Source organism: Actinomycetospora sp. C-140 (assembly GCF_054796175.1).
In genome coordinates this window covers 448,516-466,422 of the sequence record NZ_JBTWNF010000003.1, presented here as the reverse complement: position 1 = coordinate 466,422, position 17,907 = coordinate 448,516, and the positions used below count along the sequence as shown (strand labels likewise).

At 75.8% G+C, this 17,907-nt stretch carries 17 protein-coding genes; 3 read left to right on the top strand and 14 right to left on the bottom strand.

Going from position 1 to position 17,907, the window contains the following annotated elements:
- The first annotated feature begins 58 nt into the window (after positions 1–58).
- Positions 59–535: a methylated-DNA--[protein]-cysteine S-methyltransferase gene (locus ACR9E3_RS07870; protein ID WP_460379654.1), complete on the top strand. Its 477-nt coding sequence runs from the start codon at positions 59–61 to the stop codon at positions 533–535.
- On the opposite strand, the gene ACR9E3_RS07865 is transcribed toward ACR9E3_RS07870, so the two are convergent.
- Both ACR9E3_RS07865 and ACR9E3_RS07860 read right to left on the bottom strand, forming a co-directional pair.
- The gene (locus tag ACR9E3_RS07865; RefSeq protein WP_460379653.1) at positions 532–1,005 is read right to left on the bottom strand and encodes a hypothetical protein; all 474 of its coding nucleotides are present in this window, start codon (positions 1,003–1,005) and stop codon (positions 532–534) included. The genes ACR9E3_RS07870 and ACR9E3_RS07865 overlap by 4 nt on opposite strands.
- A 38-nt stretch (positions 1,006–1,043) precedes the next feature.
- Positions 1,044–1,940: a DNA-3-methyladenine glycosylase family protein gene (locus ACR9E3_RS07860; RefSeq protein WP_460379652.1), complete on the bottom strand. Its 897-nt coding sequence runs from the start codon at positions 1,938–1,940 to the stop codon at positions 1,044–1,046.
- 98 nt (positions 1,941–2,038) lie between these two features.
- On the opposite strand from ACR9E3_RS07860, the gene ACR9E3_RS07855 reads away from it, so the two are divergent.
- Positions 2,039–2,425, top strand: a complete 387-nt coding sequence (locus tag ACR9E3_RS07855; protein ID WP_460379651.1) for a VOC family protein — start codon at positions 2,039–2,041, stop codon at positions 2,423–2,425.
- On the opposite strand, the gene ACR9E3_RS07850 is transcribed toward ACR9E3_RS07855, so the two are convergent.
- The 9 genes from ACR9E3_RS07850 to ACR9E3_RS07810 form a co-directional block, all read right to left on the bottom strand.
- A complete protein-coding gene (locus ACR9E3_RS07850; protein ID WP_460379650.1) occupies positions 2,422–3,093 on the bottom strand; it encodes a helix-turn-helix domain-containing protein in 672 nt (223 codons plus the stop codon). The two genes, ACR9E3_RS07855 and ACR9E3_RS07850, sit on opposite strands and share 4 nt — an antisense overlap.
- 79 nt (positions 3,094–3,172) lie before the next feature.
- Positions 3,173–4,195 carry a P1 family peptidase gene (locus tag ACR9E3_RS07845; RefSeq protein ID WP_460379649.1) on the bottom strand — a complete coding sequence of 341 codons (1,023 nt, stop codon included), beginning with the start codon at positions 4,193–4,195 and terminating at the stop codon, positions 3,173–3,175.
- A 113-nt stretch (positions 4,196–4,308) separates the two neighbouring features.
- The gene (locus tag ACR9E3_RS07840; RefSeq protein WP_460379648.1) at positions 4,309–5,184 is read right to left on the bottom strand and encodes an SRPBCC family protein; all 876 of its coding nucleotides are present in this window, start codon (positions 5,182–5,184) and stop codon (positions 4,309–4,311) included.
- Positions 5,185–5,293: 109 nt separating this feature from the next.
- Entirely contained in the window at positions 5,294–6,145 is an 852-nt protein-coding gene (locus ACR9E3_RS07835) for an FAD binding domain-containing protein (protein WP_460379647.1), read from the bottom strand.
- Positions 6,142–8,622: a xanthine dehydrogenase family protein molybdopterin-binding subunit gene (locus ACR9E3_RS07830; protein WP_460379646.1), complete on the bottom strand. Its 2,481-nt coding sequence runs from the start codon at positions 8,620–8,622 to the stop codon at positions 6,142–6,144. The genes ACR9E3_RS07835 and ACR9E3_RS07830 overlap by 4 nt, the downstream gene beginning before the upstream one ends.
- Entirely contained in the window at positions 8,622–9,143 is a 522-nt protein-coding gene (locus ACR9E3_RS07825; protein ID WP_460379645.1) for a (2Fe-2S)-binding protein, read from the bottom strand. The genes ACR9E3_RS07830 and ACR9E3_RS07825 overlap by 1 nt, the downstream gene beginning before the upstream one ends.
- A gap of 514 nt (positions 9,144–9,657) precedes the next feature.
- On the bottom strand, positions 9,658–10,290 hold the full coding sequence (locus ACR9E3_RS07820; RefSeq protein WP_460379644.1) for an MOSC domain-containing protein: 633 nt from the start codon (positions 10,288–10,290) through the stop codon (positions 9,658–9,660).
- Positions 10,287–11,837, bottom strand: coding sequence for a glycosyltransferase (locus ACR9E3_RS07815; protein ID WP_460379672.1), 1,551 nt, complete (start codon positions 11,835–11,837; stop codon positions 10,287–10,289). The genes ACR9E3_RS07820 and ACR9E3_RS07815 overlap by 4 nt, the downstream gene beginning before the upstream one ends.
- A 139-nt stretch (positions 11,838–11,976) precedes the next feature.
- The gene (locus ACR9E3_RS07810) at positions 11,977–12,408 is read right to left on the bottom strand and encodes a PaaI family thioesterase (protein ID WP_460379643.1); all 432 of its coding nucleotides are present in this window, start codon (positions 12,406–12,408) and stop codon (positions 11,977–11,979) included.
- A 76-nt stretch (positions 12,409–12,484) separates the two neighbouring features.
- Between ACR9E3_RS07810 and ACR9E3_RS07805 the strand changes: the two genes are divergently transcribed.
- Positions 12,485–13,360, top strand: a complete 876-nt coding sequence (locus ACR9E3_RS07805) for an ATP-grasp domain-containing protein (RefSeq protein WP_460379642.1) — start codon at positions 12,485–12,487, stop codon at positions 13,358–13,360.
- On the opposite strand, the gene mftE is transcribed toward ACR9E3_RS07805, so the two are convergent.
- From mftE to ACR9E3_RS07790, 3 genes are read right to left on the bottom strand one after another with little or no spacing between them, the layout of a single operon-like run.
- Complete coding sequence (gene mftE, locus ACR9E3_RS07800; RefSeq protein ID WP_460379641.1) at positions 13,353–14,030, bottom strand: mycofactocin biosynthesis peptidyl-dipeptidase MftE; 678 nt, start codon at positions 14,028–14,030, stop codon at positions 13,353–13,355. The two genes, ACR9E3_RS07805 and mftE, sit on opposite strands and share 8 nt — an antisense overlap.
- 31 nt (positions 14,031–14,061) lie before the next feature.
- Positions 14,062–15,978, bottom strand: coding sequence for an oxidoreductase (locus tag ACR9E3_RS07795; protein ID WP_460379640.1), 1,917 nt, complete (start codon positions 15,976–15,978; stop codon positions 14,062–14,064).
- Entirely contained in the window at positions 15,975–17,819 is a 1,845-nt protein-coding gene (locus ACR9E3_RS07790; protein ID WP_460379639.1) for an oxidoreductase, read from the bottom strand. Before ACR9E3_RS07790 ends, ACR9E3_RS07795 begins: the two co-directional genes overlap by 4 nt.
- Between the last annotated feature and the right edge of the window lie 88 nt (positions 17,820–17,907).

Sequence of the window (17,907 nt, the reverse complement as noted above, 5' to 3'; positions counted from 1 at the left end):
GCGGCCCCCCCCCCCACTTCGCTGACACGTTCTCGGTCCCGGCGGTGTTCTGAGAGACATGAGCGTCGTTCACGAGACCCGCATCGGCCCCCTGCACCTCGAGGCTTCCGAGCACGGTCTGACCCTGCTCGGCTTCTCCCCCGCCGACGGTGGCACCCCCCGCGGTGAGGCCGCCGAGGAGACCCTCGACCTCGCCCGCCGCGAGATCGACGCCTACCTCGACGGCACGCTGCGGGAGTTCACCGTCCCCGTCGACCTCTCCGGGCATCCAGCGTGGGACCGTCGTGTCCTCGACGAGCTGCGGTCCGTCGGCTACGGCGAGACGACCAGCTACGGCGAGCTCGCCGCCGCGGTCGGGCTGGGGCCGGCGGACGCCCGCCGGGTCGGCGGCGCCATGGCCCGCAACCCCGTCGCCATCGTCGTGCCGTGCCACCGCGTGGTCGGCGCCGACGGCAGCCTCACCGGCTACGCCGGCGGCCTCGAGCGCAAGCGGACGCTGCTCGACCTGGAGGCCCGGGACCGGGTGCTGTTCTAGATCCGGCGGCGCAGGCTCGCGAGCTCCTCGAGGACGTCGGCGACGTCGTCGACGTCCTCGACCTCGTAGGGCGACCCCACGGCGAGCTGGTCGCCGACCCCGACGACGACGTCGCCCCGCACCGGCTCCCCGGTCGGGGCGACGCCGACGGCGACCAGGGCGGTGGCCCCGAGCTCGTCGCGCAGGGCCGCGACCCCCTCCGGCGCCACGATCCGGGCGCCGCCCTTGGCCCCGGACAGGAACATCAGCTCGGCGACCTCGTCGGCGGGCCGGTCGGACACCACGGCCACCGCGGTGCCGTGCAGCGCCATGAGGACGTTGAGCGCCTCGGAAGAGACCTGCTCGGCGCGGGCCTCGGCCGGATCGCCCTCGTCCGGGGCCAGCGCGCCGTCGAAGGCGCAGGCCACCAGCAGGGTCGGCGTCTCCGCGACGCGATCGAGCGCACCCCACAGCGGATCGTCGGTGTCCACGGGCGCCTCCGTGATCGTCCCCGTGATCGTCCCGCGGATCACCCTGGCATGACGTTCACGGCGTGGTCCAGGGCCGCCCAGAGGTACTGGGTGGCGTAGGCCCGGAACGGGCGCCAGGGCTCGGCGCGGGCGACGAGGTCGCGGTCGCGCGCGGGCAGTCCGAGGCCCTCGGCGGCGGCCCGCACACCGAGATCGCCGGCCAGGAACGCGTCGGGATCGCCGAGGGCACGCATCGCGACGGTGTCCACCGTCCACGGCCCGATCCCGGGCAGGGCCGCGAGGGCGGCCTTCGAGGCGGCGATGTCGGCCGGGTCCAGCACGACCTCCCCGTCGGCCAGCGCGGCCACCAGCGTGAGCAGCGTGCGCTTGCGCGTCCGGGGCATGCCGAGCTCGTCGGGGTCGACGGCGGTCAGCGCCGGGGCGCTCGGGAAGAGGTGGGTCAGCGTGCTGCCGGGGCCGGCGAGGCCGTCCGGCAGCGCTGTCCCGTGGCCGCGGACGAGCCGCGCGGCGTGGGTGCGTGCCGCGGCCGTGGAGACCTGCTGGCCGAGGACCGCGCGCACGGCGAACTCGTCGGGGTCCGGCGAGCCGGGGACCCGGCGGCCCGGCGCCTCGTCGACGAGCGGTCGCAGGACGTCGTCGGCGCGCAGGACCGCGTCGACCGCGGCGGGGTCGGCGTCGAGATCGAGGATCCGGCGCGCGAGCCCCGCGGCCTCGTCGGCGTCGGCGGCGTCGGTGAGGGACAGCGTCGCCGCGACGTGCCCCACGCCCGGCCGCACCGCGACCACGCCCGGACCACCGGGCAGCGCGAGCGTGCGGCGGTAGGCACCGTCGTGCCACTCCTCGACGCCGGGCACCGCCGTGGCCACGAGATGGCCGAACAGGTTGTCCGGGCACAGCGGCGGGACGAACCCCAGGGCGCGCTCCTCCCGGTGCACCACTGCCTCCCGGGGTCGAGGTCCGCTCCGCGGCGTCTCCGGCATCCTGTCCGATCGCTCCAAGCCGCGCCCGGCGGCCGGTCCCTACGGTGACCCGTATGCCTCCTCGTCTCGCCGTCTTCGAGCTGGTCGTCTCCGACATGGCCCGCTCCCTCGCGTTCTACCGCCGCCTCGGTGTCGACATCCCGCCCGAGGCCGACACCGAGCCGCACGTCGACGTCGACCTCGGCGCCGGCCTGCACCTGGCCTTCGACACCGAGGACACGATCCGGTCCTTCGACGCGTCCTGGACCCCGCCGACCGGCGGCCCCCGCAGCGCGCTCGCCTTCGCCTGCGACTCCCCCGCGGAGGTCGACGCGACCTACGCGGCGCTCGTCGACGCCGGCTACCACGGCGAGCTCAAGCCCTGGGACGCGTTCTGGGCATGCGCTACGCGACCGTGCACGACCCCGACGGCGCCTCGGTGGACCTGTTCGCGCCGCTAACCCAGTAACGCCGTCGGCGTCGTCCCGGCCAGGGTCCGCACCTCGCGGGCCAGGTGGGGCTGGTCCGCGAACCCCTCGGTCGCGGCGACCTCCGCCCACGGGGTGCCGGCGCGGGCACGGGCCAGCGCACGCTGCAGGCGCAGGATGCGCCCGAGGTGCTGGGGCCCGTAGCCGAACAGCGGCAGGCTGCGGCGGTGCAGCGTGCGGGGCGTCGTGCCCAGCGTGTCCGCGAGCGTCGCGACGTCGGTGCCCTGGGCCAGCGCCGCGAAGACCCGCGCGCCGAACCGGTCCTCCGCGTCCGGCGGCGTCGCCGTCGCGACCCCGAGCAGGACGCCGGCCGGGTCGCCGGCCACCCGCTCGGTGAGCTCCCGTGCCGCGGGCGCGGACCACACGGCGTCCAGCGCGATCGTCGTGTCGCGCAGCTCGTCGGCGCGCAGCCCGAGCAGGGCGGGCCCGCGCCCGTGGGAGAACCGCAGGCCGACGTGGGTCCGTCCGCCGCCGTCGTTGAACCGCGCGGCGGCGTCCGGGCCCGCGACGACGAGCCCGCGCCCGTTCCAGATCAGGTCCAGGCAGCCGTCGGGCAGGATCGTGCCGGGCGCCCCGTCGCTGCGCCACAGCACGACCCCGGGCGCCACCCGCTCCTCGCGGTAGCCCTCCACGGGTTCCATGGTGCCTCGCCGCGGAGCGAGGGTCACCTCCGCTGCGTGGGACGCAGCGAGGGCGTCCCTCGCTCCCTCTCCCGGCGCCTCAGACGGCGCCGGTGACCAGGTCGCGGTACGAGCGCCAGTGGCCCGCCGGCGTCGGGACCGAGCGGGCCGCGAGCACGGCGTGGGCGACGGCGCGGGTGACGCAGTCGGCGCCCGCGGTGAGGAGCTCCTGCAGGCCGGCGAGGTCCGGGGCCGGGCGGGCGGTGGTCGCGAGGCCGAAGAACGTGTCGCCGTCGGTCATCCCGTGCGCGGGGCGCACGGCGCGGGCGAGACCGCTCTGGCCGACCGCCGCGAGCTTCGCGCACTGCGCGACCGAGAGCCCGGCGTCGGTGGCGACGACGCCGATGGTGGTGTTCAGGGTGGGCGGGGCGGCGGCGTCGCGCAGGGACGCGAGCAGCGACGTCCGGTCGCCTGGCAGTCGGGGCGGCGAGACGTCGCCGGCCCCGAGGAAGCGGGCGGCCCACAGCTCGCCGGTGGCCGGGTCGACCGCCGACCCGGCGGCGTTCGCGACGACCAGCGCGGCGACGACGGTGCCGTCGGCGAGCACGTCCGACGCCGAGCCGACGCCGCCCTTGATCCCGCCGACCAGGGTCCCGCAGCCCGCCCCCACGACGCCCTGCGCGGGCGTGGTGTCGGAGCACGCGGCGAGCGCGGCGGCGCCCAGCTCCGCGGTCGGGCGCGCGGTGAAGTCGCCGCCCCGGCCGAGGTCGAACACCACCGCCGCCGGCACGACCGGCACCACCTCGTGCGGCTCGCGGCCGACCGGGAACCCGCGGCCCCGCGCGCCGAGCGCGTCGGCGACCCCGGACGCGGCGGCGAGCCCGTAGGCGCTGCCGCCGGTGAGCACCACGGCGTGCACCCGCTCGACGAGCGTGCGGGGGTCGAGCGCGTCGGTCTCGCGGGTGCCGGGACCGCCGCCGCGCACGTCGACGCCCGCGACCGCGCCCTCGGGGCCCGGGAGCACGACCGTCGTCCCCGACAGCGCCCCCGCCCCGGTCAGCTCCGCGTGCCCGACCTGCAGGCCGGGGACGTCGACGATCGTGTTCGTGGGACCGGGAGGCACGGGACGCAGCTTCGCAGAGCGCGCGGGGTGGTCCCGACCCGGAACGAGCGATGGGCCCCTTCGATCGAACGAGTCGACCGAAGGGGCCCATCGCTGCGAACACCGCGAGCGCGCTACGACGAGCGGCCCCGCGCGATGAGGATGATCGCGATGATCGCGGCGAGCACGCCGGCGCCGATGCCGACGGGGGCGAGCCGCTTGAGCACGGCGTCGCGCGAGCTGTCGAGCAGGTCGATCGCCTCGACGCGCTGGCGGGTCGACTGGCCGGCCTGCGCCGCACCCTGCGCGGCGCTCGTCGCCGTCGCGGCGACGGACCCGCCGGGCTTCGCGCCCGTGTCGCCCTTGGACGCCTCACCGACCGTGGTGGGCATCGCCGCGGCGGCCGGCGCGCCGGAGCCGGCGGACACCGGGGTGGGCGCGGCCGGCGCACTGACCGGCGCGTCGCCCCCGGAGGTCGCCACGGCCTCGCCGGCCGGGGCAGTGCCGTTGCCACCGCTCGAGCTCGACGAGCCACCCGACGACGGCGCGGCCGCCGGGGCACCCCCGCCGCCGAACTCGTCGGCGAGGCAGGACGCGAACTGGCCCAGGATCTTGTCGCCGACGTCGGACATGACGCCGCGGCCGAACTGGGCGGGCTTGCCGGTCACCTGCATCTCGGTGAGGACGGTGACCTTGGTCTTGCCGCCGCCGGCGTCGGCCATCGTCAGCGTGGCCTTCGCCGACGCGGTGCCGTTGCCGCGCGAGTCACGGCCCTGGGCGTCGACGACGACCTTGTGGTTGCTCTTGTCCCGCTCGACGAAGGTGCCCTTGCCCTTGTAGGTCATCGAGATCGGGCCGAGCTTCACCTTCACGGTGCCGGTGAAGTCGTCCCCCTCGTGGGAGTCGAGGGTGGCGCCCGGGAAGCACGGCGTGACCTTCTCCGGGTCGTTGAGGGCGTCGAACACGGTGTCGATGTCCACGGGGACGGTGAACTCGTTCTCCAGCTTCACGGGCTCCTCCTGAGAAGGTGCGGATCACGACGGCGGCCCGCCCCCGCGGGTGCGGGGGCGGGCCGGGGCGTCGTGACGATCGGGTCGTCGGACGACTGGCTCGACGTGGTCAGCCTGCCGCGGCGAGGACGGCCCGACCCGTGAGCACCCGGGCGAGGTGCTCGCGGTAGTCGGACCCGGCGTCCGCGTCCGCGGTCGGGCTGGTGCCCTCGGCGGCGGCCTGGGCGGCCTGACGCACAGTGTCCTCGCTCGCCGACTGCCCGACCAGCGCCGACTCCACACCACGGGCGCGCACGGGCGTGCCCGCCATGTTGGTGAGGCCGATGCGGGCGTCGGAGATGGTCCCGCCGTCGACCTTGACGGTGGCGGCGACCGCGACGATCGACCAGGCCTGGGCGACCCGGTTGAACTTCTCGTACCGCGCGCCCCACCCGGTGAACTTCGGGAAGCGGATCTCGGTGAGGAGCTCGCCCTCGCCGATCGCGGTCGTGAAGTAGTCCTCGAAGAAGTCCGCCGCCGCCACGGTCCGGGTGCCGCCCGAACCGGCGATGACGAACTGGGCGCCGAGGGCCAGCGCCGGCGCGGCGAGGTCGCCGGCCGGGTCGGCGTGGGCCAGCGCCCCGCCGAGGGTGCCGCGGTGGCGGACCTGCGGGTCGGCCACCGTCTTCGTCGCCTCCTGGATGAGGGCGACGTGCTGGCGCAGCGTGTCGTCACGGGTGACGTCGTAGTGCGACGTCATCGCCCCGACGACGACCTCGTTGCCCTCCTCGCGGACACCCTTGAGCTCCGGGATGCCACCGAGGTCGATGATCAGCGACGGGTCGGCCATGCGCAGCCGCAGCACCGGCAGCAGGCTCTGGCCGCCGGCCAGGAGCTTGGCGTCGTCGCCGCCGTCGCGCAGGGCCTGCACCGCCTCGTCGACCGTGGTGGGCCGGACGTAGTCGAACTGGGCCGGGATCACAGGTTGCCTCCCTCGGGCATGTCACGGGCGGTGGAGCCGAGGCCGGCACCCGGCGAGGCGACGTTCGCCTCGTCGCCGCGCCCGGCGTGACCCGACGCGTTCTGGATCGCGGTCCAGACGCGGTAGGGCGTGGTCGGCATGTCGATGTCCTTGACACCGAGGTGGCGGATCGCGTCGAGCACCGAGTTCACGACCGCCGGGGTCGAGGCGATCGTCCCGGCCTCGCCGACGCCCTTGACCCCGAGCGGGTTGGTGGTCGACGCGGTCGTGGTGTTCGCGGTGTCGAAGCTGATGAGGTCCGCCGCCGACGGCAGCGTGTAGTCGACCAGCGTGCCCGAGAGCAGCGTGCCCTGGTCGTCGTACGCGGCCTCCTCGTAGAGCGCCTGGGCGATGCCCTGCGCCAGGCCGCCGTGGACCTGGCCCTCGACGATCAGCGGGTTGATCACGTTGCCGACGTCGTCGACGCAGACGTACTTGTACATCTCGACGAAGCCGGTCTCGGTGTCGACCTCGACGGCGCACAGGTGCGTGCCGTGCGGGAACGAGAAGTTCTCCGGGTCGAACGTGGCGTGGGCGTCGATGTCGGGCTCGATGCCCTCGGGGTAGTCGTGGGCGGCGAACACCGCGAGCGCGATGTCCTGGATGCCCACACCCTTGTCGGTGCCCTTGACCGTGAACTTGCCGCCGGAGAACTCGAGGTCGCCCTCGGAGGCCTCGAGCATGTGCGCGGCGATCGGCTTGGCCTTCTCGATGACCTTCTCGGCCGCCTTGACGACCGCGATGCCGCCGACCGCGAGCGAGCGCGAGCCGTAGGTGTCGAGGCCCTTGTACGACGACTGGGTGTCGCCGTGGAGGATCTCGACATCCTCGAACGGCACGCCGAGCTGGTCGGCGACGATCTGCGAGAACGCCGTCTCGTGGCCCTGCCCGTGCGGGCTGACGCCCACGACGACCTCGGCCTTGCCGGTGGGCTGCATCCGGATGGACGCGGTCTCCCAGCCGCCGGCGCCGTAGTCGAGCGAGCCGAGCACGCGCGACGGGGCCAGACCGCACATCTCGGTGAAGGTCGAGATGCCGATGCCGAGCTGCTTGACGTCACCGCGGCGGCGGCGCTCCTGCTGCTCCCGGCGCAGGCCGTCGTAGTCGAACATCTGCTTGGCCTGCGCGGTCGCGGCCTCGTAGTTGCCCGTGTCGTAGGTCAGCGTGCTGACCGTGGTGAACGGGAACTCCTCGTGCTTGATCCAGTTCTTCTCACGGAACTCGAGCGGCTCCATGCCCAGCTCGAGGGCCGCCTCGTCCATCAGGCGCTCGATGCCGAAGGTGGCCTCCGGGCGGCCGGCGCCGCGGTAGGCGTCGGTGAGCGTCTTGGTGGTGAAGACGTTGGTGCAGTCGAACCGGTAGGCCGGGATCTTGTAGATCGCGTTGAACATGAACGCGCCGAGGATCGGCACGCCTGGCCCGACGAGGCCGAGGTAGGCGCCCATGTCCGCGATCAGCCGCACGTCGAGGCCGGTGATCTGGCCGTCCTTGGTGACGGACATGGCCAGCTCCTGGACCTGGTCACGGCCGTGGTGGGCGGTGAGCAGGGACTCCGAGCGGGTCTCGGTCCACTTCACCGGCTTGCCCGTCTTCTGGGCCACCAGCAGCGTCACGACCTCCTCGGGCGCGACGGCGATCTTGCCGCCGAACCCGCCGCCGACGTCCGGCGCGATGACGCGGATCTTGTGCTCGGGCAGGCCGAGCGTCAGGGCCAGCATCGTCTTGAGGATGTGCGGGACCTGGGTCGACGACCACATGGTCAGCTGCTCGGCGTTCGGGTCGACGACCGTGGAGCGCGGCTCCATGAACACCGGCACGAGGCGCTGCTGGCGGAAGCGGCGCCGCACGATGATCTGGTCGTCGTCCGACTCGGCCTTCTTCAGCGCCTCGGCGACGCTGCCGCCCGAGCCGGCCTCGCCGGAGTCGAACACCCACTGCGCGTTGGCGTTCGTGCCGATCTCGGGGTGCACGAGGGTGGCGCCGTCCTTGAGCGCCTCCTCCATGTCGAGGACCGGCTCGAGCTCCTCGTAGTCGACCTCGACCAGCTCGGCGGCGTCCTTGGCGATCGCCGCGCTGCGGGCGACGACCACCGCGACGCCCTCGCCGGCGAAGTTGACCCGGCTGCCCGCGAGCGCCGGGCGCTGCGGGGCCTTCATGTCCTTCGTGATCGGCCAGGCGCAGGGCAGCTGCACCTGGTCGGCGCCGATGTCGGCCGCCGAGTACACCGCGACGACGCCCGGCACCTGCTTGGCCGCCGAGGTGTCGATGCCCTTGATGTTCGCGTGCGCGAACGGGCTGCGGACGACCGAGATGTGCAGCAGGCCGGTGAGGGCCTGATTGTCGGTCCACCGGGTCCGTCCGGTGATCAGGCGCCGGTCCTCCTTGCGGCGGCGGTCGCGCCCGATCTCCTGGGTCGGAGCGTTCTCCGTGGTCGTCATCAGGCGCCCCCGCCCGCGACGGGCTGGCCGGCGGGCTGGGTCGGGGCCGCGGCACCGGGCTTCATCTTGTGCGCCGCGTCCTGGACCGCCCGGACGATGTTCTGGTAGCCGGTGCAGCGGCAGAGGTTGCCCTCGATGCCCTCGCGGACCTCCTGCTCGGAGGGGTCGGGGTTGTCCCCGAGCAGGTCGATCGACTGCATGATCATGCCGGGCGTGCAGTAGCCGCACTGCAGCGCGTGGTTGTCGTGGAAGGCCTGCTGCACCGGGTGCAGCTGGCCGTCACGCTCGAGCCCCTCGACCGTGAGCACCTCGGCGCCGTTGGCCTGGACGGCCAGCACCGAGCAGGACTTCACGCTCATCCCGTCGAGGTGGACGGTGCACGCTCCGCAGTTGCTGGTGTCGCAGCCGATCACCGTGCCCGTCTTGCCGAGTCGTTCACGCAGGTACTGGACGAGCAGCATGCGCGGCTCGACGTCGTCCTCGTAGACGAGGCCGTCGACGGTGGTCCGGATGCGTGCCATGGACCTCACTCCTCACTCGGCCGACCGACGAGGCACCGGAGCCCTGACGTCGAGACCGAGGACGTGGTGGTGGTGTTCGAACCGCACCCGCCACCGCTGGCGGTGGCGCGCGCGAGTTGCCGACCATCTCCGGCGTGGCGGCGGACACATCACACCCCCGTCGTGGAGGCGGCGCAACATCCACTGCGCCCCCGAAATCCCCAGGTCGGAGGGCGTCGTCCTGCTCGATCCGCAGTCGCGGAGCCAAGACCGTCGCGACGCCGAATCTGCGGCCCGAGGGACCGTCACCGTGTGACATCGATGCCCGAAAGAGGCCGGTACGGACAGCCGGACCCCCCTCCGTTCGGAGGGGGTGGAACTTCACGCTGAGCGCACCTCCGAACGCGCCCTGTTCGGGTGGTCGGGGGCGTCGTGCGCGAGGTCGTTCGGGCGATGCGGCTTTGCTGGCGTGTGACGCCAGGATCACCACGCTCTCGGGGGCGCGACACGCCGAGGAGCGCGGGTCAGGCTCCGTTCAGGCCAGGCGCTTGCGGGCCCAGTCGTGGTACCAGGACGGCAGGCCCGGGGCGTCGAGCAGACGGGCCGCACGGGCCCGGTCGTGGTGGAAGATCGCGAAGACCTCGGCGACCGGGACACCGTCCTCGGGGCGGTCGAGCACCGTGATCGTGTCGCCCGCCGCGAACGTCCCCGTGGTGATCACCCGGAGGTACACGCCGGGCCGCACCGCGGCGACGAAGCGCCGGGGCATCGAGCGGTCGCCGGCGCGCAGGCCGAGCTTGAAGCACGGGATGCGCGGCTGGACCACCTCGAGCAGGGCGGTGCCGATGCGCCAGCGCTCACCGACGCGGGCGTCGCGCAGGTCGTAGCCGACGGTGGTGAGGTTCTGGCCGAAGACCTGGTCGTCGACGGCGCCGAGCTCGCCGCGCCACCAGGCCAGGTCCTCCTCGGCGTAGGCATAGACCGACTTCTCCGGCCCGCCGTGGTTGACGCGGTCGGCCTGCTCGTCGCCCGCGAGGTTCTCCGCCCCGACCACGACGGGGCCGTCGACGGGCTCCTTCCAGATGGCGGTGCTCGTCGTCTCGCCGTCGCGGGGCCCGGGGACGTCGCGGGGGCGCCCGACGGCCACGGTGCGGACGTGCGGGGTCACCGGTCGGGCCCCTTGCCGCTGAGGTCCGGGCGCAGCGGGGCGAGCGTGCGGTGCCGCCACGCGCCCCACCAGAGCCCGGCGCCGTAGGCGAGGTCGTCGAGACGGTGGGCGACGACGTGCCCGAGGACGTCCCGCGCTCCCGGTTCGCGGAACCGCACCCAGTCGGCGAGCCCTTCGGCTGCGGCCGCGAGCAGCAGCGCTCTCCGGATCCGCCGCGAGACGAGCGCCCCGACGACGGCGGCGGGCCACCAGTGCCGCGTCAGCGCCCCGGCCGCCTGCCACACCGCCCCGCCCAGCCCCCACGGCGCGAGCACCGCCGCGAGCCGGGCGGCCGGGAGCCACGGGGTGTGCTCGGGGTCGGCGTGGTTGTCAGCCTGGCGTCCACGCTGACGTTGGAGGTCAGGATTTCCACCAGCTCGCGAGCTCTTCGGGCGCCGGGCGTCGTGCAGACCTTTCACGAGGCGGACCGTGGCGAACGCCGTCACCGCGCCCGCGGCGACGGTGCTCCACCGTCGCTGGACGCCGAGCAGGGTGACGGCGGCGGCGGTCCACGGCGCGAGGGCCACCGGCGGCACGCGGCGCGGGTGGCGCAGAGCGAGCGGCGCCGCGCCCGTCCCGTAGAACGCCTTGCGCGCGAGCCACGGACCCATGGCGTCGCGGTGCTCGTGCGCGACCCGCGACGCGGGCTCGTAGCGCAGCCGCCACCCGGCGCCGGCGAGGCGCCAGACCAGGTCGACGTCCTCGGCGACGGGCATGTCCTCGGCGAATCCGTCGCCCAGCGCCTCGCGGCGCACCAGCAGCGCGGCGCTGGGCACGTAGGCCACCCGGGACCGGGCGGTCACCGGTGCCGGGCGGGCACCGAGGTCGAGGGAGGATCGCCGTTCCTCGTAGCGCGCGAGGACTCCCCGCACGATCGAGCTGGGGGATTTCCTGACGATGGACGTCAGCGTGGACGCCAGGCTGACAACCTCGCCGGCGGCACCCCACGCCACGATCCGGGGGGCGGCGAGGGCGACGGCGGGGTCGGCGAGGTGCCCGAGCAGCGGCGCGAGCCAGCCGGGTTCCGGGACGACGTCGGAGTCGAGGAACGCGACGAGCGCGCCGGACGCGGCGGCGGCGCCGGTGTTGCGGGCCGCGGCGGGACCGCGTGACGTCGCGTGGCGCACGACGCGCGCGCCGGACGCCGCCCGCTGCGTCGCCGCGGGGTCGGTGGAGCCGTCGTCGACGACCACCACCTCGCCGAGGCCCGGCGCCGTGGCGCGCAGCGCGTCGAGCAGGCGGGCGAGCTCCGCGGGACGGTCGCGCACCGGGACGACCACCGAGACGTCCGCCGGCGACGGCGCGTCGGGGTGGGTCGGCTCGGGGTGCGCGACGCCCGCGTCGGTGAGCAGGCGCGCGAGGGCCGCGGACGTCGCGTCGCTGACGACGAGCCGGGCGTCGGACGGGATCCCGTCGGGTCCGGCGAGACGCCCGTACGCGGCGGGCGCGAGGTGCAGCACGCGCGGCGGCGAGCCCCCGACGAGCGTGCGCCCGCCGTCGACGCGCAGGACCCGGCGGTCGAGGACGACGGTCCAGCCGTGCGGCGGTCGGGTGGGCCGCGCGGACGCCCGCGCGGCGGTCGAGGTGGCGATGGCGGGCGAGTCTAGGTATCCCGGCGCCGCCGGGCAGCGACCGAGGACACGCTCCTCAGGCCGCGACCACGGACTTCGTGACCTGGCTCAGCGCGACCGGGCGCTGAGGTGAGCCCTCGAGACTCGCCGTCACCGTCACGAAGGCGAGCTCGCGGGCCCGCTTGGCGAGCGCCCCGACCACCCGCACCCGCTCAGCCGCGGGGGCCGGGCGGAGGTACTGGGTCGAGATCTGGTGGGTCACGGCGTGCTGGGCGGGCATGAGCGTGGGGAGCACGGCCAGGTAGCCCGCGAGCTCGATCGCGGCGCCGAGCGCGGCCGCGTGCAGGGTCGCCGCGGGCGTGACGGCGATCCCGGAGACGGGCAGGGCGACGCCGTCGAGGGGCGCGTGAGGGTCGACGAACTCCACGCCCAGCGCGTCGGGCAGCGCGACCGCGAGGGCGGCCTCGGCGCGGGCCAGCAGGTCGTCGCCGGTGAGCAGTCCGGTCATGTCACCCGACGGTCCTCCCCGTCCTCGGCGGGCCGGTGAACGTGGCGAGGACGCCCGCCGGCGGGACGATGAGGGAATGCCGCGCGTCGCCCTGGCCACCAGCCGTGAGGTCCCCGGTCTCCTCGACGACGAGGGCGTTCTGCTCCGCGACCGCCTGCGCGCGCGGGGTCTCGACGCCGGGCCCGCGGTGTGGGACGACCCGGAGGTCGCCTGGGACGCCGTCGACCTCGTCCTCGTCCGCTCGACCTGGGACTACGCGCTGCGCCGGACCGCGTTCCTCGCGTGGGCCGACGAGGTCGCGGGCCGGACCCGCCTGTACAACCCGCCGGGCGTGCTCGCCTGGACCACCGACAAGCACTACCTCCTCGAACTGGCGGACGCGGGGCTGCCGGTCGTGCCGTCGGCGATCGTGGAGCCGGGGAGCGACCCCGACGGTCACCCGTTCCGCGCCGTCGAGCACGTCGTGAAGCCGTGCGTCTCGGCCGGGTCGAAGGACACCCTGCGCTGCGGCGCGGACGAGACGGCCCGCTCGGCCGGGCACGTCCGTGCGCTGCTCGACGCCGGGCGCCCCGTGCTCGTGCAGCCCTACCTGCCCGCCGTGGACGAGGTGGGCGAGACCGCGGTGGTCGCGATCGACGGCGTCGCGTCCCACGCCGTGCGCAAGGGCGCGCTGCTGACGCGCGGCGCCGGTCTCGTCGACGGGCTGTTCGCCGCCGAGGACATCACCGCGCGCGACCCGTCGCCCGCGGAGACGGACGTGGCGGCCCGCGTCCTCGACCACGTGACCGCGCACCTGGGCGCGGCGCCGCTCTACGCCCGCGTCGACCTGCTGCCCGGCGCCGACGGCCCGCTGGTGCTCGAGGTCGAGCTGGCCGAGCCGTCGCTGTTCCTCGGGCACGCCGACGGCGCCGCCGACCGGCTGGCGGCGGCCGTGGCGCAGCGGCTCAGGTGAGCCGGCCGGTCGCCTCGTCCACCGCCCACGCCCCGACGGCGCCGGCGAGCGCGGCGACCATCACCGCCACGGACTCGGCGCCCTCGCCGTCCGTCGCCCCCGTCGGGTCGCCGAGCACGCCGGACGGGCTCACGTCGCGCACCGACCCGGCCGTGATCGCCGGCATCAGCTCGCGCAGCGGGGCCGTGTTGCCCGGCGCGGCGAGGTCCTCACGCACGTCTCCGGGCGCGAGCGCCAGCATCACCGCGGTCTCGTGGCGCCCGGCGTGCGCGTCGGCGCCCGGGACGCCGCAGGCGAACCAGGCGACGTCACGGCCCTCCTCGCGCAGCATCGGCACCGCGACCCGCAGCGCGCCGACGTTGCCCCCGTGCCCGTTGACGAGCACCAGCCGGCGGGCGAACCGGCACGCGGAGCGCCCGAGCTCGACGATCACCGCCGCGAGCGTCTCGGTGCCGATGGACACGGTGCCCGGGAAGCCCTCGTGTTCCCCGGAGGCGCCGTAGGGCAGCGCCGGGGCGGTCGGGAAGCCGCTGCGGGCGGCGACGGCGGCGGCGATCGTCGTGTCGGTGCCGAGCGGGAGGTGGGGTCCGTGCTGCTCGGTGGCCCCGACCGGCACCACCAGCACCGGCACGTCCTCGCACTCCGCCCACCGCGCCCCCGCGATCTCCACGCCGCCGACCCTATGTGAGCGAACTTTGGTGCTATAGCACCGAAGTTCGCTCACGTACCGAGGCGCCCGCCGCCGTGCCCTCGCGGACGGCGGCGTCGATGCCGCGGGGGGCGACGCAGTCGCCGACGCGGACGACGGGGACGTCCGTGTCCAGCGACGGCACCACCGGCGACGGCGGGCCGGCGTGGACGACCCAGTCGGTCTCCCACGTCGTGACCTCGCCCGTGAGGTGCGCCAGCAGGTCGACCGCACCCTCCCGCGCGGCCAGCACCACCCGGTCGGTCAGCTCCACGATGCCGAGGTCGGACGCGCGGCGGCGCCAGCGCTCGCGGTCCAGGGTCGGGGCGAGGTCGCCGGCGGCGACGAGCGCCGAGGTCACCGTCGTCACCGCCGCGCCCCGGCGGGCGAGGAGCTCCGCGGTCGACGTCGCCGCGTGCCCCCGCCCCGCGTCCACGACGAGCACCCGCCCGGACGGCGCGACCCGCCCGGCGAGGACGTCGGTGACGTCGACGATGCGCGCGTGCCCCGCGGCCCAGCCGGGCAGGGCCGGGCGCGCACCCGTCGCCAGCACGACCGCGTCGACGCCGGCGACCTCGGTGACCTCGGTGACCTCGCGGCGCAGGCACACCGACACCCCGGCCGCGCGCGCCTCGAACGCCAGGTCGGCGACGACGTTCGCCAGCTCCCGGCGTTCCGGCGCCCGCGCGGCGAGGGCCAGTTGCCCGCCGAGCACGTCGGAGCGTTCGGCGAGCGTCACCGACGCACCGTCCCGCGCCGCGGCGACCGCCGCCGCGAGACCGGCCGGACCCCCGCCGACGACGAGGACGCGGGCCGCGAACGGGGACTTCGCGCGCTGAGAAGCAGCGAGATACCCGTTCGCTGCAACGGACTCGCGCCCCGCCGCCGGGTTCACCGCGCACCCCAGACGCTGGTTGAGCCCGACGCGCGTAATGCACTCCTGGTTGCACCCGATGCACCGGCGCACACGCTCGCCCCGCAGCGCCTTGCCCGCGAACCCCGGGTCGGCGATCTGCCCCCGGACGACGCCGACGAGGTCGCACGACCCCGAGCGCACCGCGTCGAGCGCCTGCTCCGGCGTCGTGAAGCGCCCGACACCGATCACCGGCACCGACACCGCCGCCCGCACCGCCGTCGGCACGTGCGACGCGTACCCGGCCGGCACGCCCATCGGGGGCTCGATCAGCGGCAGGGTGCGGGTGGCGACGCCGACGGCGGTGTTGACGTAGTCCACGAGCGGCTCGACCTCCCGGGCCACCGCGGCGGCGTCGGACGCCGAGAGCCCGCCGGGGATGCCCTCGTCGCCCTGCAGGCGCACACCCACGACGCGATCGGGACCGACCGCGGACCGCACCGCCGCCAGCACCGCGCGCAGGAACGGCAGCGCCCGGGGTGACCTCGTCGAGAACAGCTGGCGGATCAACGAGGCCTGCGAGCACTGCACCTCGACGCCGTCGAGGCCCCCGGCGGCGACGTGGGAGGCCACGAGCCCGAACCCGGCCACGAGACGCTCCCGACCGGAGGACGACAACGGCCGCGGCACCTCCCGGAACATCGGGTCCGGCTCGTCGTCGACGCCGTCGACCGGCGCGCGGGAGTAGAGCGAGGACGACTGCCCGCCGTTGTGCCCGACCTGCGCGAGCACCAGCGCGCCGTGCGCGTGCACGGCGTCGGCGATCGCCCGGTAGCCGGGCACGACGGCGGGGTCGGTGCCGTCGACGAGCTTCTCGTAGGGCCGGTCGGCGGGGTCGACCGACTGCTCCTCGGTGATCACCAGGCCTGCCCCGCCCGCCGCGCGGGCGCCGTAGTACGCGGCGTGCTGGGGCGTGGGCCGGCGGGCCACCGCCGCGTCGGTGAGGTGGGCCGGGAAGACGATCCGGTTCCGCGCGACGAGCGGGCCGAGCCGGACCGGGTCCCCGAGGCCGGTCACGACAGCAGCTCCCGCGCCGCCGCCCGGCCCTCGCGCACCGCCTCCGCGACGGTCCGCGGGGCGACGGCGTCGCCGACGACGTGCAGGTCGGGACGTTCCGGCGGGTCCGCCAGGGCACGCCGGGGCCCGGCGTCGACGAGCACCGCGGCGGGCAGGGTCGTCGTCGTGCCGGTGACGACGTCGGAGACCGTGACCGACGATCCCGACCACGCCGAGACCCGCGCCTCCGTCACCCGCCGCACCCCGGCCCGCGCGAGGCGGGCCTGGGCGTCGACGAGGTCGCCGGTGCGCGCGAGGCCGGGACCGACGAGCACTCCGGGCGCCACGATCGCGACCTCCCGCCCCTCGGCCGCCAGCCGCTCGGCCAGGGCGACCGCGGCGCCGTCGCCGAGCGGGTCGTCGACCACGACGGCGCCGGGCGGGAGCCCGTCGCGCAGGGCCGCCGCGATCGGCGTGCCCCGCCCGGGGCGGTCGACGCCGCCGCTCGCGAGCAGGACCCGCCCGGCGGTCGGCACGTCGGCGACCGTCCCCAGCGAGATCGTCACCCCGAGCGCCGCGAGCTCCCCCTCGTACCAGGAGATGAGGTCGGCGAAGCGCCCGCGACCCGGCAGGCCGGCCACGAGGCGCAGCAGTCCCCCGACGGCGTCCTCGCGCTCCACGAGCCGCACGGCACACCCGCCGCGCGCGAGCGTCCGGGCGCCCTCGAGCCCGGCCGGCCCCGCCCCGACGACGAGCACCGGGTCCACCCGCCGGGGCACGACCCGCTCGGGCACCTCGGGCGCGGCGACCGTGCAGGAGATGCGCGGGTTGCGGACGTCGCGCACGCGGCACTGCTGGTTGGTCAGCACGCACGGGCGCACGGGCGAGCCCGCACGGACCAGGGCGACGAGGTCGGCGTCGGCGAGCTGGGCGCGGGTCATCTCGACGAGGTCGGCGTCGCCGGACTCCAGGACGTCCCGCGCGGACACCGGGTCGACGACGCTGCCCGCCAGCACCGTCGCTACGCCGTCGGTGCGCACCGACCGGCACGTCGCGCGCAGGAAGCCCGGCTCGGTGTGGGCGTCGGGCCGGGTCGCGCCGACCGAGAGCGCCGAGCCCCGCACGGGGACGACGAGGTCGACGAGCCCGGCGACCCGCGTCAGCACGGACGACGCGTCCGCCGGCGTGATCCCCGCCCACGGCGCCAGCTCGTCGACGCCGAGCCGTAGCCCGACGACCGCGTCGGGACCCACCGCGGCCCGCACGGCGGTGAGCACCTCGACCAGCAGCCGCGCCCGGTCGGTGCCGTACGCGTCGTCGCGGAGGTTGGTCAGCCCCGACAGGAACTGCCGCAGCAGGGCGTGCTGCCCGGCCGCCACCTCGACCCCGTCGCAGCCGGCGGCCACGGCGGCGCCCGCGGCGGCCGCGAACCCCGCGACCACGTCCGCGATCCCGTCCGCCGAGAGCGCCGCCGGCACCTCCCCGCTCACCGGGTCGGGCACCGGGGACGGCGCGTGCAGCGGCCCGCGGGTGTAGGCCGACGAGCCCTGGCCGCCCGCATGGCCCAGGCCCGCGAGCACGAGGGTCCCGTACGGGCGGCAGGCGTCCGCGACGTCGCGCCACCCGTCGGCGCAGGCCGCCGCCAGCGGCGCGTCCTCGTAGGGGTGGTCGTCGGCGACGACGGACGCGACCTCGGTGACGACGACGCCGGCGCCGCCGGCCGCCCGGGCCCGGTAGTGCGCGACGTGGTCGCGGGACAGCGCGCGGGGGCGAGCGGGGTCGGCCAGGTGCGTGACGTGCGGGCCGAACAGCACACGGCTGGGCGCCGTGCGCCCGCCGAGCACGACGGGGTCGCCCAGCACGCTGCGCACGGTAGTCGTCCGGCGCGGGACGGTCGGGACGACCACAGGTCGGGGGCGCGCACCCACCCGGGGTGGGGTCTGCCCCACT

What these genes read in the sequence shown, in the direction of transcription:
- ACR9E3_RS07870 (WP_460379654.1), top strand. Translation starts at nt 59, where the DNA reads ATGAGCGTCGTTCACGAGACCCGCATCGGCCCCCTGCACCTCGAGGCT.
- ACR9E3_RS07855 (WP_460379651.1), top strand. Translation starts at nt 2,039, where the DNA reads ATGCCTCCTCGTCTCGCCGTCTTCGAGCTGGTCGTCTCCGACATGGCC.
- ACR9E3_RS07850 (WP_460379650.1), bottom strand. Translation starts at nt 3,093, where the DNA reads ATGGAACCCGTGGAGGGCTACCGCGAGGAGCGGGTGGCGCCCGGGGTC.
- ACR9E3_RS07830 (WP_460379646.1), bottom strand. Translation starts at nt 8,622, where the DNA reads ATGACGACCACGGAGAACGCTCCGACCCAGGAGATCGGGCGCGACCGC.
- ACR9E3_RS07825 (WP_460379645.1), bottom strand. Translation starts at nt 9,143, where the DNA reads ATGGCACGCATCCGGACCACCGTCGACGGCCTCGTCTACGAGGACGAC.
- ACR9E3_RS07810 (WP_460379643.1), bottom strand. Translation starts at nt 12,408, where the DNA reads ATGACCGGACTGCTCACCGGCGACGACCTGCTGGCCCGCGCCGAGGCC.
- ACR9E3_RS07805 (WP_460379642.1), top strand. Translation starts at nt 12,485, where the DNA reads ATGCCGCGCGTCGCCCTGGCCACCAGCCGTGAGGTCCCCGGTCTCCTC.